Genomic DNA, 13,998 nt, shown 5'->3' on the forward strand with positions numbered 1-13,998 from the left:
GGTCAGATGTGGTCGTCGCGGACGTCGAGCGCGTCGCGCAGGCCGTCGCCGATGAAGTTGAAGCTCGTCACCGCGATGGTGATGGCGGCCCCGGGGATGATGGCGAGCCACGGCGCGGTGGCCAGATACTGCTGGGCGCCGTTCAGCATGTTGCCCCAGCTCGGCAGCGGCGGCTGGATGCCGTAGCCGAGGAAGCTGATGTAGGCCTCGAGCAGGATCGCGTGGGCGACGGTCAGGGTGGCCGCCACGATGATCGGGCCGGTGGCGTTCGGCAGGATCTCGCGGAACATGATGTGGGTTCCGCTCAGGCCCAGCATCCGCCCGGCCTGGACGAACTCGCGCTCCTTGAGCGAGCGGACCTCGGCCTCGACGATGCGGGCGACCTGCATCCAGCTGGTGATCGCGATGACGACGGTGATCATCGCGGGGCTCGGCTTCAGCGCCGCGGCGATCGCCAGCACCAGGAAGATCGAGGGAAAGGCCAGGAAGCCGTCGACGGTGCGCATCAGCGCCGCCCCGACCCAGCCGCCGCGATAGCCGGCGATGACGCCGACAATCGTTCCGACAATCGTCGATAGCACCATGGCGAAGAAGCCCACCAGCAGCGACACCCGTCCTGCCATCAGCAGCCGCGCCGCCTGGTCACGCCCGAGGGGGTCGGTGCCGAGATAATGGTCGCCGGTCAGCGGCGGGGCGAAGCGGGCGCGGATGTCGATCTGGAGCATGTCGTAGGGCAGCAGCCAGGGGCCGATGACGCACGCCAGCGTCAGCGCGGTGATCATCGCCAGCCCGAGCAGCGCCAGGCGGTGACTCATGAAGCGGCGCACCGAGCGGTTGTGCCACCAGCGGCTCGGACCTACGTAGTCGGCGAGAGCGGTCATGTCGGCTGACTCCTGTTCGGGCGTGGGGTTGCGCGCTCAGGCGAGACGGATGCGCGGGTCGACGATGGCGATGACGATGTCGGCGATCAGGTTGCCGGCGATCACGAGGATGGCCGAGAACATCAAAAGGCCCATCACCACCGGGTAGTCGCTGTAGCCGAGGCTGTCGAGGAACAGCCGCCCCATCCCCGGCCAGGTGAAGACCGTCTCGGTGACGAGCGCGCCGGTCAGCAGGCTCGGCAGCTGCATGCCGGCCAGGGTGATCATCGGCAGGAGCGCGTTGCCCACGACGTGCTTCATCAGGATCCGGCGCTCGCTCAGGCCCTTGGCGCGGGCGGTCTTGACGAACTCCTGGCTGATGACGTCGAGCGTCGCGGTCCGCATGTAGCGGCTCCAGATCGCGACATGCACGAGCGCCAATACGATGCTCGGCAGGATCAGGTGGTGCAGGTAATTGAGCACCGAGCCGTCGCCGATCGTGTACATGTTGCCCGCAGGCAGCCACCCGAGCTGCAGCGAGAAGACGTAGATGCCGACGAGGCCGAACCAGAAGGTCGGGATCGACAGCGCGACCATGGCGCCGATCGTCGCCACGTAGTCGAAGCCCGAGTAGCGGTGGGTGGCGCCGCGAATGCCGATCCAGGTGCCGAGCGCGATCGCGATCACCGTGGAGGACCCCATCAGCAGCAGCGTGGCGAAGACATGCCGGCCGATCACCGACACGACCGGCGCGCCGTCGCGGAACGAGTGGCCCCAGTCGCCCTGCACGAGCCGCCAGGCCCAGTCGAGATACTGCGCCCAGATCGGCCGGTTCAGGCCCAGTTGCTCCTTCAGTCGCTCGAGATCGTCCGCGGTCATGCCCGGATCGAGCCCGTACTGCGCCATTGGGCCGCCGGGGATGAGGTTCAGGATGGTGAAGCCGATGATCGAGACGATCACCAGGAGCACCAGGCTCTGCGAGAGGCGGCTAAGCAGGAACGCGCGCATTCAGCCCTCCATGGGTGCGAGGATGATGTCGGTGAGTTGCCGCCGCCCGGGGCTGGGCCCGGGCGGCGGCCGCCTTCACGAGCTCGCCCAGTACCAGGCCGCGGCGTTCCAGGATTCCGTGCGGGTGTTGGGGTTGGCCTCGACCCCGTGCAGCCCTTCCTTGTGCCCCCGCACCTGCGTGTTCTGGAAAAGGGGCAGGAAAGGCAGGTCGCCACGGACCAGCTCCTGCACGCGATAATAGATCTCGCGCCGCCTTTCCGGATCGAAGGTGCGAACGCCTTCCTCAAGCAGGGCATCGACCTCCGGGTTCGAGTATTGCGCGTTGTTCGAGCCGCTGCCGCCCTGCGCGGCGATCGCCCGCGTGTGGAAGCGGTTGGTGACGTCCGGGTCGCCGCCGATCTGATAGGTGATCCCCACCATGGCCGTGTCGAACTGCGACTGCGACCAGAACTCGCCCCACATCACCGCCGCCGGCAGGTTCGAGATGGTCATCTCGACGCCGATCTCGGCCAACGTCTGCTGCAGGAACTGCTGGGTCTGCTCCCGCAGGTGGTGGCCCGCGGTGGTCGAGTTGGCGAAGGACAGCCGCACGCCGTCCTTGGCGCGGATTCCGTCCGGCCCGGGTAGCCAGCCGGCCTCGTCGAGGATCTGGGCCGCGCGCTCCAGGTTGTATCTCTGCGCCGGAAGGTCCGGATTACGGTAGGGGGACTGCGGCGGCAGGAAAGTTTCGGTCGTCGTCGGCACGCCGTAGTAGAGCGCGTCGATGACCCCCTGCCTGTCGATGGCCGCGTAGAGCGCCTCGCGGACCGCCGGGTCCTTGAACTGCGGGCGCTCGAGGTTCAGGTAGATCGACTCGACCGCGGGCGACGGCACCAGCGTCACGACCCGCCCCGGCAGATTGCTGGCTTCCGCGTAATTGTCCGCGGTGATGAACGCATTGCCGACCAGGTCGATGTCACCGCTCTTGAATTGGGTGTAGAGGACGGTGACATCCGGGATGTACTTGAAGACCAGCCGCTCGATATAGGGGCCTTCGCCGAAGTAGTCGGGGTTGGCGACGAGCTCGATGTGGTCACCCGCGACCCGCTGCCCCCACTTGAACGCGCCGGTGCCGATCGGCGCCTGGTTGAAGGCGGCGGCATTGGGATCGGCCTCCTTCTCCAGGACGTGCTTGGGCACGATGAAGGTCTCGGTCAGGAACGACAGATAGGGCGCGAAGGCCTCCTCCATCCGCCAGGTGATCTCGGTGGGCGAGACCACGGTGATGTCGCGCAGCAGCGAGTGGCCGGTCGTGCGCCAGGCGCGGAAGTCCGGGTTGGTGATGAGCTCGAGGGTAAACTTCACGTCCTCGGCGGTGAAGGGCTCGCCGTCGTGCCAGCGGACGTCGTCGCGCAGGCGGATGCGCCATTCGAGGCCGTCCTGCGAGATGCCGCCGTTCTCCTGGGTCGGCACCTCGACCGCGAGGTTCGGCTGGATGACGCCCTGCGGATCGATGCGGAAGAGCGCGTCGAAAATCGAGAAGTGCACGCCGTCATCGGTCTCGATCTTCGCCATCAGCGGATTGAAGACCGTGGGCTCCTGCGAAAGCCCAACGACGACGCGGCCGCTGGGGGCCGCCGGGGGGGTCTGCCCGAAGGCCGGCTCGCCCAGCAGATTGAGCGCGATGAGGCCGACAGCCCCCGTCACCGCCAACAGTCGCAGCGCCGCGCGCCGCGGGAAGTTGGCCATAGTCTCAGGACGTTGGTTCATGATTTCTCCTCCGTATTAGGGTGATGCTCGCCTTGGTTCTCAGCCGTTTGCCGCGACCGAGCGGGCGGCCCCGGGCTGCTCTCCCGGGATCGCCGCCACCAGTTCGCGCGTGTAGGCCGACTGCGGATTCAGGAAGATCTGCGACGGCGGCCCGTGCTCGACGATCCGCCCCTTCTGCATCACCGCGATCTCGTCGCTGATCTGGCTGGCGACCCGCAGGTCGTGGGTGATGAAGATCATCGACACGCCGGTCTCCCGCTGGACCTGATCCAGGAGCTTCAGGATCTGGGCCTGGATCGACACGTCGAGCGCCGAGACCGCCTCGTCGGCGACCAGGAGCTTCGGCTTGAACATCAATGCCCGCGCGATGCCGATTCGCTGGCGCTGCCCGCCGGAGAACTCGTGCGGATATCGGCCGAAGGCGCCGGCATCGAGCCCGACGTGGGCGAGAAGCGCCCGCGCCTCCTCGCGCGCCTTGGCATAGGGCATGCCGTGCGCGACCGGGCCGACGGTCAGGATCTGGCCGATCGTCGAGCGCGGGTTGAGCGAGGCGAATGGATCCTGGAAGATCATCTGGATCTGCGGCCGCAGCGTTCGGAACTTGGGCTCGGAGAGCTGGGCGATGTCGCGGCCTTCGAACACGATCCGCCCGCCGTCGCTGTCCATGAGCTTGATCAGCAGCCGACCCAGCGACGATTTGCCGGAACCGCTCTCGCCGACGACGCCCAGCGTGCGGCCGGGCGCCAGGTCGAAGGACACCTCCCTCACCGCCGGCACGATCCGCTGCGAGCCGAACAGCGCGCTGCCGCTGCGATAGGTCTTCACCAGGCCCTCGACCTTCAGGATCGGCGCCTCGCTGGCAGTCTTCAGGGGAGGGCGGTCCTTGCCGGTCAGATGCGGGACGGCCGCGATCAGGCGCCGGGTATAGGGATGGCGGGGCGACTTCAGGACCTGCTCGGCGCTGCCCTGCTCGACGAGGCGCCCCTTCTCCATCACCACGACGCTGTCGGCGATCTCGGCCACCACCCCGAAGTCGTGGGTGATGAACATCACGCTCATACCCTTGCGGCGCTGGATGTCGCGGATCAGCTTCAGGATCTGCGCCTGGGTGGTCACGTCGAGCGCGGTCGTCGGCTCGTCCGCGATCAGGATCGTCGGCTCGAGCGTAAGCGCCATGGCGATCATCACCCGCTGCCGCTGCCCGCCGGAAAGCCGGAACGGATACTGGTGATACATGAGCTCGGGATCGGGCAGACCCACCTCGGCCAAAAGCTCGATGGCGCGGGCGCGACGCGATTCCGGCGTGCCGACGCCATGCGCCGCCATCACCTCGGTGATCTGCGCGCCGACCGTCATCAGCGGATTGAGCGCCGAGAGCGGGTCCTGGAAGATCATCGACACGACCCGGCCGCGCAGGTCGCGCAGTTTCTCGGTCGGCATGCCCACGATGTTCGTCCCGTCCAGGTGGATTGCACCCGACGCGACGCGGATCACCTTGGACAGAAGCCCCATGATCGCATTTGCGGTGACAGACTTGCCCGACCCGGACTCGCCGATGACGCACAGGATCTGCCCGCGCTCGAGATCGAACGAGATGTCCTGGACGGCGTTGGTCCGTTCCATCCCTTTCGGCAAGCTTACGGTCAGCCCACGCACCGAAAGCGCCGCCTCGTGGGGGGGTACAGCCTGGATGCTTGCAACCACAAAGATCCTCCCCTTTTCGACCGCGCCGGTACTCCTGCCGCGGATTGCGTCTTCGGATCGCTCCGTTGTGCCAATGAGTTTGGCTATTCTGTCCCAGCAGAATCTCCGAAATGCAGCACACGGGCGGCAGGAACTTTTTAAGCGAAGGCCGGAATCGGCATTTCTCGCTGCGCCCTGTCCGCCCGATCGGCCGTCCTCAGGAAGCCCAGCGGGCGCTCCTGTGAGGTTTGCTGCATACCCCGATGCGTCATCCCGATCGGCGAAGCTCCCCGCGAGTCGCCATGCACCGGATCATACCCCATCCGGCGCCATTTGAGCAGATTCCGATCATTCCGGTTCGGCGCCCGAGGTGTTGAAGTAGCTCGCACATTCGTCTGGCGCGAAGGGCCGCGGCTGTGGTAGCTCCGAGGATGTCGAGGGTTCTGGCGGCGGCCTTTGGGAGCATTGCCTCGAGCTTCCGAAGCTCCCCGGCCGGTGCACTCCCACGCCGAGCGTGTTGCGGCAGAGATGCCCTCGCCCGGCGCGGCAGTTGCGGCAGAAGCCGCAGACGATATGCCCCTCCCCGGACACCCGCTCGCCATGCTTGAACCGCGTCACCGCGGCGCCGGTGTCGGCGACGCGCCCAACGAATTCGTGCCCGACCACCATCGGCACCGGCACCGTCGCCGCCGCCCAAGCATCCCAGTTCCAGATGTGCACGTCGGTGCCGCAGATGGCGCTCTTCGTAACTTTGATCAGCACGTCGTTCGGCCCCGGTTCGGGGATCGGGACCTCCTGCATCCAGAGCCCCGGCTCCGGCCGCGCCTTCACGAGTGCCAGCATCTCGTTCTTCATGCGATCACTCCCAGTTCGCGCCCGACGGCGGCGAAGGCCTCGATCGCCGCCGCCACGTCCTCGGGGGAATGGGCGGCGGACATCTGGGTGCGGATGCGCGCCTGCCCGCGCGGCACTACCGGAAACGAGAAGCCGATGACATAGACCCCTCGCGCCGGCAGTGCTCGGCGATGCTGTCCTCGCCGCGCAGCCCGGCCAGCACGATCCGGATCTTCTCTTCCGCCGAATGCTGCTTCCGCGTCGCCCGACGGATCTCCTTCACCGCCTTCTCGGCAGCCGCTCTCTGCGTCCCGGGTTTCTGGCTCATCTCCACTCCTTGGCGGTTACGATGAGCCAGAAACCCTCCGTTGCTCAATCACCTCACACCGTCCCATGGGCGCTGACGGCGGACACCTCGTTCTCCTTCAGCACGGTGATGATCTGCTCGTCAGTGAACCTGCCGCGCTTCATGGATCGTCCTCCTTCGCTCATTCAAAGGTGGAAAATCCAGCTCGCAATGGCCCGGCCCGCGGGGACAACGTCAAGGGAAAGGTCAAAACCACCGAAGAGCAGGCGCTCCCGCTCCAGATCCCGATCGGCCTGCTCATCTCGAACGGTCCCGGCACGATCTTCGCTCAGGGAGTGGTTTGTCCTCATCAACGCATCCGCGCGAGTCACGTCATGCGCCGACCTTATGCGGGATGAACTGCTTTCGGGCTCTCGTCCATTTGCGCGATCACGCGATCCAGAAGACGATCGGTCAATCTGGCCCGGACGTCCGCGAAATCCCGGTCCACCCATTTGTTGTCGATGTTTTCCGGGTCCGCCTTCCGATCATAGAGCTCGCCCCACCCTTCGCCTGCGGGCACGATCAATGTCCAATCCTCGGTAACGAGGGTTCTGATCCGGGCCGGAGAACGGTAGCCTTGCCGCTCGTTGGCGTCGTTATATTCCACCAGGACATCGGAGCGCCGTTCCGCCGTTTCGTCGCCGAGGACGGGCAGGAATGATCTTCCCTGCATACCATTGTAAGGCACGAGGCCGGCCCGCTGGAGGATCGAGGGCGCGATATCGACCGTCGATGTCAACGCGGCACATCGGGCCGGTTGTTCCGGATCGGACGGATCGCTCCAGATCAGGGGCACCTTGTTGATCGACTCCCGCATCCAGGGCCCCTTCAGGAGAAGATCGCTGTCCCCGAGGTAGTCGCCATGATCCGAGGTGAATATCACCACGGTCCTGTCGGCACGCCCCGAGGCCTCCAGGGCAGCGAGAATCCCGCCCACCGCCTCGTCGATCATCGTGATCATTCCGGCCGTTAGAGCCATCGCTTCGCGCAGATGCCGTTCAGGCGCCATAAACGAGAACGTGCGCGCGGCCGGCGGCGTGCCGGCTTCGTAGTCTTCGCGCAGCTTTGCCAGCGGCACGGGTGGCGCCTTGTGATCGACATAGCGCGTGCCCAGATCGAATTGGTCGGGGCTGTACATGTCCCAGTAACGGCCCGGCGGGTTGAACGGGTGGTGGGGGTCCGGGAACGACACGAAGGTGAAGAGCGGCTGCTCCGACCCCGCCTGATCCACGAGATACTCGATCGCTTGGTCCCGGATGTAGGACGTCGTGTAGGCCTCTTCCGGCATGTCGGGGCGCAATGCCTGCGGCACCGTGTAATTGTGCGGCAGCCCGCGCATCGGATCTTCGGCCACCTGCGGGTAATTGCGACGCAGCCACTGGCGGTAATGTCCGCCGGCTTCGGTGCCGTGATCCGTCACCATATCGATGTGATCGTAGCCATAATAGGGCAACGGAATGCGATAGCCATCCTCGCCGCGATACCGGCTCGGCTGCTCTTCCTCGTATAGGCTTTCATCGACCTTCCACGCTTCCGGGATCGGACCGGCATCACTCCTGGCCGGGACCCTTCGCCCGATCATCGGCTGAAGATGAGACTTGCCGATGGCCCCGGTCCGGTAGCCGCCCGCGCGCAGGACATCGACGACGGTATTGGCTTCGATCGGTAGATGGCAGCCGTTGTAGCGGAGCCCGTGAACCGTCGGGAACCGCCCCGTCATGAAGCTCGCGCGGTTCGGCATGCACACCGGAGAGGCCACGAAATACTGGTCGAACGATGTGCCGTGCGCCGCGATGCGATCGATGTTCGGCGTCCTGACGACCGGATGGCCATTGCACCCGAGCCAGTCCCAGCGGTGCTGGTCGGTCATAATGACGAGAAAGTCCGGTCGGTCGGTCATGGTCACTCCTTGTCGTCCGGTCCGGGCTTGCCCGCACATTCCTTGAAGACGCGCAGGGTGCATTGCCGGCAGATGCGATCGTCCGCGCGCCGCACGGCTTCGGCGATGGCTTCGGTCTTGTGGGTGTGAACGTTTTCCTGCCCGACGAAGCGCAAGACCCCAAGCCGCTCCAGCGTCCGCAATGTAGGAGCCGCCGCCGCGATGAGATGCATGTCGCCGCCTTGCTCGCGCGCCTTCTTCGCGCGTTCGATCAGGAAGTCCGCACCTGTGAGGTCGATCTTGCTAACGCCTTTCAGTCCGAGAATGCGGGTCTGCGGGCCCTCTGCGCGCGCCTCGATCCGGTCGAACTCGCGCTCGATGTGTTCGACCGAGGCAAAGAAGATGGGCCCCTCGACCCGCGTCATGCGGATCTGCGGACATACCGGCAGTCCCAGCGTCTCGGCATTCCTGAAAACTCTGCGGCCATGGGCCGTGGTTGGCGCGCCGACCGCGACAAGCGGCTGTGCGCTGTCTTTCAGGAAGACGACGAGTGACACGACGACGCCGACCATGATCGCGAAGTCGAGTTCGGAGAAGACGCCGGTGAAGAAGGTCGACAGCAGGATGAGGGTTTCGCTGCCTCCGCTTTTCACGATGTGCCGGACCTCGCGAACGTTCAGGAGCCGCCACGCGACGTAGAGAATGACCGCAGCCATCGCAGGTGCGGGAACGAGCGGCACAAGCGGGCCGACGACGAGCAGGGCAAGCAGGAGGAATGCGGACGCGAAGACGGCAGACAGGGGTGTTTGAGCCCCGCTATCCAGATTTACGCCGGAGCGCGTGAAGGAACCGGAGCCTGCATAGCATTGCGTGACGCTGCCCACGACGTTGGACAGGCCCTGACCGATCAGCTCCTGATTGCTGTCGTACTTGTCACCTCGGCGCGCGGCGAAGGATTTGCCGATCGAGATCGCTTCGAGCAGGCCGACGAACGCAATCGCGGCGGCCCCCGGCAGAAGCTGACCCCAGAGGTCGAGATCGAGGGACGGTGTCGTCAGCGCCGGGACGACCGACTCCAGCGGCGAGAAGAACGCGATCTGGCCTTCGGGCCAGACTGGAAGCTGTGCCACGAGGCCGCCGAGGACGAGCGCGAGTACGAAGGCCGGGAGCCGCCGGTCGATCTTCTGCATGACGACGACGCTGGCGAGAGTGACGCAGCCGACAATGAACGTGCTCCAATGCACGGCGCCCAACTCCGGCAACAGGCGGGAAATCCGCTCGACCACCTCGCCGCCACGTCCGACATCCACGCCGAAGATCGCCGGCAACTGCGATACCGCGATCAACACGGCGGCCGCTGCGGTGAAACCGACGATGACCGAATGGGAAACGAAGGCGATGAGCGCGCCGAGCCCGGCAAGGCCCGCGATCAGCTGCATCACTCCGACCATCAGCGTCAGCGTGATCGCCAGCGCGGTGAAGGCGGGCGTGCCCGCTGTTGCGAAGGCAGACAGGGTCACGAAGACCAGAGCCGAAATCGCCGTTGTGGGGCCCGACACCATCACCCGGGACGAGCCCCAAAGCGCGGCGATCACGGCGACGACGATGGCCGAGAACAGACCGTATTCAGGCGGCAGACCTGCAATCAGAGCGAAAGCGACGCCTTGAGGAAGGACGATGGCCGCCCCGGTGAGGCCCGCGAAAGCGTCCTTTCGCAGGGTCTCCCGCGTCACGTCCTTGTGCCAGGGGCGACGCGGCGAAAGACGCGTGGTCGCGTTCCGGGCCCAGCCTGCCATCAGCGTTTCTCGGGTCGTCCGGCCTAACCTTCGGCCGCAGTCCTGACCGGGGCAGAGCCCGAATTCCTGGCGATCAGGTAGTGGGCCACCACCAGAACCACGCCGGCAGCTGTGGCGATGCCGTGGATCAACGGATCGTGCAGGATGATCCCGACAGCGAGCGCCAGACGCAGCACCACCTGCCAGGTCCGCAGCCGGGCGAAGTCGAACGCGGCGAGCGCACTGGCCAACAGATAGAGCGCGACAGTGAGCCGCAGGATCAGCAGCAGAAGGTGCAGGACGTGGACCTCGCCATCGTAGCCCGGCAAGTAGACGATGCCGGTTTCCTGCGGATCCAGGACTGCCTGCGGGATCAGCAGGAGCTCCGGATAGGCTGCGAAGATGAACGGGATGACGAACATCACGATCCCCGAGCGGACCGCCGAAAAGCCGGTCATGATCGCATCGGCCTTGGTGATCGAGGCGGCGGCATAGGCCGCCAGCGCCACCGGCGGCGTGATGGCCGAGGCCGCCGCGAAGTAAAAGATGAACATGTTTGCGGTGAATATCGACAGTCCCAGCCCGGCCAACACCGGCCCCATCAGCAGCGACACGTTGATGAAGGCCGGCGCCGCGGGCATGCCCATGCCCAGGAGGATGGCCAGCAGCATCGTCACGGCCAGCGCCAGGAACTGGAAGATGCCCGCACCGCCTTCGCCGAGATTCAGGCTGTTGAGCCATTGCAGCACGTCGAGAGAGATGTAGAAGGGCATGCCGGTCATCTTCAGGCTGAAGTCGATGATCGTCACGACGAGGAACATCAGATAAAGGGTAGCGATCAGCGTACCGGCATCGGACAGCGCGTCGATCAGCTTGCACGGTGCGGCCCGCATGGCCGGATCGAGGAACAAGAGCCCCATCAGCAGCAGCACCGCCCACCATCCGGCCCCGCCCACGTCACCGGCCGCGTTCTGAACGAGTTGCAGCACCCAGGGCAGGTTCCGCGCGGAGCAGCCGTTATCGGTGATCGTCTGCTCGGCGCCCAGAAGCGCGCCGAACGGGCCGCAGCCGACCGCTTCCTTCGAGGTCAGCAGCAGGGCGGTGATCAGGAAGATCGGCGCGAAGATCATGACCAGGTTCAGGATGTCCTGACGGCTCATGTGCATGTCCTGGGTGAACTCGCCGACCGCCTGGATGTTCTGCCGGCGTGCCTGGAAGACAACCGAAAGGAATAGGCAGAAGAAATAGGCGATGGCGGGGATCAGAGCGGCGACGATCACGTCGCCATAGGGCACTGCCGTCATCGAGGCGAGGATGAAGGCCGCCACGCCCATCACCGGCGGCATGACCGTGCCGCCGGACGAGGCCGCAGCCTCGATACCGCCCGCGAAGGTGCGCGAGAATCGTCGGACCCGCGACGCGGGAAGGTGCCGACGTCGACTATCTTTTCGCTCAGGTGAAGGTCGAGGAGCGGTTCGTCGACACCTCTCCGAACTGCGGCAACATGCTGTCGGCGGTAGGGCCGTTCGCGATCGAGGCGGGGCTCGTGCCGGCGAACGGGCCGGAAACCAAGGTTCGGGTTCACAACGTCAATACCGGCAAGATCATCGAGACCATGGTCCAGACGCCGGGCGGCAGGGTTCGCTACCAAGGCGACGTCGCGATCGACGGCGTGCCTGGAACTGCGGCGCCGGTCTACCTGGCCTTTACCGAGGCGGTCGGCGCCAAGACCGGCCGGCTCCTTCCGACCGGAGCGGCCCTGGAGGTCATCGACGACGTGCCCGTCTCGCTGATCGACGGCGCCATGCCGGTGATGGTCGTCCGCGCCGAGAGCTTCGGGCTCGACGGCCCGCCCGGACTTGGCGATCACGTTCGCCCGCACCAGCCGGTCCATGCCGGCGATACCGATGGCCGAGAGCAGGCCGCCGATCGTGGTGGGGATCAGCGTGACGAAGAGCGCCACCAGGAATACGACGGGGATCGTCGCGCCCGAGAAACGGGCGAAGGGCTCGAGCGTCATCACGACGAACAGGAAGATCAGCGTGAAGCCGACCAGCAGGATGTCGAGCGCGATCTCGTTGGGCGTCTTCTGCCGCTCGGCGCCCTCGACGAGGGCGATCATGCGGTCGAGGAAGCTCTTGCCCGGCTCGGCGGTCACCTTGACCACCAGCCAGTCCGAAACGACCCGCGTGCCGCCGGTGACCGCCGAGCGGTCGCCGCCCGACTCGCGGATCACCGGCGCGGACACGCCGGTGATCGCGCTCTCGTCGACCGAGGCGACGCCCTCGACGATCTCGCCGTCGGCCGGGATGATGTCGCCGGCCTCGACCAGAACGACGTCGCCGCGCCGGAGGCTCGACGACGTTACCTCGCTCCAGGCGTCGCGCGGCGCATCGGCGGCCGGCAGCTTCTTGCAGTTGGTCTCCGCCTTTGTGGCGCGCAGCGAGGCGGCCTGCGCCTTGCCGCGGCCCTCGGCGACGGCCTCGGCGAAATTCGCAAAAAGCACCGTCAGCCAGAGCCAGACGACGATCTGCAGGATGAGGCCGGTGTCGCTTGCGCCGCCGCCAGGCAGGAGGCGCAGGAGGAGGATGACCGTGGTAAGCGCCGCGACCACTGCGGTGACGAAGATCACCGGGTTCCGGGCGAGGCGGCGGGGATCGAGCTTGGCGACCGAGGTGGCGAGCGCCTCGGTAGAGAGCGCCGGCGTGTAGCGCGGCTGCGCGTGCTTGCGGGCCATGGGACGTGCTTCCGGGTCAGAAGGTCTGGCCGGCGGCGAGCGAGACCGCTTCCGCGATCGGGCCGAGCGCCAGCACGGGGAAGAAGGTCAGCGCGCCGAGGATCACGACGGTCGCAATCAGCAGCACCACGAAGAGCGGCCCGTGGGTCGGGAAGGTTCCCGCCGTCGGCTGCGCCGGCGTCTTGGCCGCGAGGCTGCCGGCGATCGCCAGCATCGGCACGATGAAGGCGAAGCGGCCGAGTTGCATGGCGATCCCCTGTAGCGTGGTGTGGAAGGGCAGCGCCGCGCCGAAACCGGCAAAGGCCGAGCCGTTGTTGCCGGTCGCCGAGCTGTAAGCGTAGAGGATCTCGGAGAGGCCGTGCGGGCCGGGGTCCTGCACCGCGGCGAGCGCCGCCGGAACAGTCGCCGCCAGCGCACCGAAGACGAGGATCCCGAGCGGCATCGACAGGAAGGCGAGGACCGCGAGCTTGACCTCGCGCGCCTCGATCTTCTTGCCGAGGTACTCGGGCGTGCGCCCGACCATCAGCCCGGCCAGGAATACCGCGAGCACGACGAACAGCAGCATGCCGTAGAGCCCGGCGCCGACGCCGCCGAAGATCACCTCGCCGCTCTGCATGTTAAGAAGCAGCGCTAGACCCGGCAGCGGCATGAAGCTGTCGTGCATGGCGTTGACCGAGCCGTTCGAGGCGGCGGTGGTCGCCTCGGCCCAGAGTGCCGACAACCCGGCGCCGAAGCGGACCTCCTTGCCCTCCATGTTGCCGGCGGCCTGGTCGATCGGCAGGGCCGAGAGCAGCGGGTTGCCCACGGCCTCGCCGGCGTAGATCACCGCAAGCCCCGCCAGGAACAGAACGCCCATGGCGGCGAAGAGCGCAAGCCCCTGGCGGCGATCGCCGACCATCCGCCCAAAGAGGAAGACGAAGGCGACCGGGATCAGCAGGATCGAGACGCACTGCAGCAGGTTCGAGACGATCGTCGGGTTCTCCAGTGGATGCGCCGAATTGATCCCGAAGAAGCCGCCGCCGTTGGTGCCGAGCTGCTTGATCGCCACCTGGCTCGCCACCGGACCCTGAGCCCGCGTCTGGAGCTGAGCAAGAGCCGCGGAGAAACCCTGGCGCTGCTGGTCA

9 protein-coding genes and 4 pseudogenes are annotated in these 13,998 nt (G+C 66.4%); 1 reads left to right on the forward strand and 12 read right to left on the reverse strand.

Annotated features, from left to right (window positions below):
* Window positions 1-2: 2 nt before the first annotated feature.
* The 10 genes and pseudogenes from V7050_RS00985 to V7050_RS01030 form a co-directional block, all read right to left on the reverse strand.
* Complete coding sequence (locus tag V7050_RS00985; RefSeq protein ID WP_324374164.1) at window positions 3-881, reverse strand: ABC transporter permease; 879 nt, start codon at window positions 879-881, stop codon at window positions 3-5.
* Window positions 882-917: 36 nt separating this feature from the next.
* On the reverse strand, window positions 918-1,868 hold the full coding sequence (locus V7050_RS00990) for an ABC transporter permease (protein WP_324374162.1): 951 nt from the start codon (window positions 1,866-1,868) through the stop codon (window positions 918-920).
* A 75-nt stretch (window positions 1,869-1,943) separates the two neighbouring features.
* A complete protein-coding gene (locus V7050_RS00995) occupies window positions 1,944-3,617 on the reverse strand; it encodes a peptide ABC transporter substrate-binding protein (RefSeq protein WP_324374161.1) in 1,674 nt (557 codons plus the stop codon).
* Between the two features lie 39 nt (window positions 3,618-3,656).
* A complete protein-coding gene (locus V7050_RS01000; protein ID WP_324374252.1) occupies window positions 3,657-5,309 on the reverse strand; it encodes an ABC transporter ATP-binding protein in 1,653 nt (550 codons plus the stop codon).
* A 339-nt stretch (window positions 5,310-5,648) separates the two neighbouring features.
* Entirely contained in the window at window positions 5,649-6,155 is a 507-nt protein-coding gene (locus V7050_RS01005; protein ID WP_324374159.1) for an alcohol dehydrogenase catalytic domain-containing protein, read from the reverse strand.
* Window positions 6,152-6,304: pseudogene (locus V7050_RS01010) on the reverse strand (glycine C-acetyltransferase); the annotation flags it as partial. The pseudogene V7050_RS01010 and the gene V7050_RS01005, both read right to left, overlap by 4 nt.
* Window positions 6,289-6,462 (reverse strand): annotated as a pseudogene (locus V7050_RS01015) (IS3 family transposase); the annotation flags it as partial. The pseudogenes V7050_RS01010 and V7050_RS01015, both read right to left, overlap by 16 nt.
* Before the next feature lie 364 nt (window positions 6,463-6,826).
* A complete protein-coding gene (locus V7050_RS01020) occupies window positions 6,827-8,383 on the reverse strand; it encodes a sulfatase family protein (RefSeq protein ID WP_324374157.1) in 1,557 nt (518 codons plus the stop codon).
* Window positions 8,384-8,385: 2 nt separating this feature from the next.
* Window positions 8,386-10,158: a SulP family inorganic anion transporter gene (locus V7050_RS01025; protein WP_324374154.1), complete on the reverse strand. Its 1,773-nt coding sequence runs from the start codon at window positions 10,156-10,158 to the stop codon at window positions 8,386-8,388.
* A 23-nt stretch (window positions 10,159-10,181) separates the two neighbouring features.
* Window positions 10,182-11,516 carry a TRAP transporter large permease subunit gene (locus V7050_RS01030; protein ID WP_324374250.1) on the reverse strand — a complete coding sequence of 445 codons (1,335 nt, stop codon included), beginning with the start codon at window positions 11,514-11,516 and terminating at the stop codon, window positions 10,182-10,184.
* A 77-nt stretch (window positions 11,517-11,593) separates the two neighbouring features.
* Here V7050_RS01030 and V7050_RS01035 point away from each other — a divergent pair.
* Window positions 11,594-11,926 (forward strand): annotated as a pseudogene (locus V7050_RS01035) (PrpF domain-containing protein); the annotation flags it as partial.
* 51 nt (window positions 11,927-11,977) lie between these two features.
* Here the strand turns inward: V7050_RS01035 and V7050_RS01040 are convergent.
* Both V7050_RS01040 and kdpA read right to left on the reverse strand, forming a co-directional pair.
* Window positions 11,978-12,874: pseudogene (locus V7050_RS01040) on the reverse strand (HAD-IC family P-type ATPase); the annotation flags it as partial.
* Between the two features lie 16 nt (window positions 12,875-12,890).
* Window positions 12,891-13,998, reverse strand: a 1,108-nt coding sequence (gene kdpA / locus V7050_RS01045) for a potassium-transporting ATPase subunit KdpA (RefSeq protein WP_324374152.1), incomplete at its 5' end; no start/stop codon positions are given.

It is taken from the genome of Amaricoccus sp. (genome assembly GCF_036846665.1).
In the GTDB taxonomy this organism is placed as follows: Bacteria; Pseudomonadota; Alphaproteobacteria; order Rhodobacterales; family Rhodobacteraceae; genus Amaricoccus.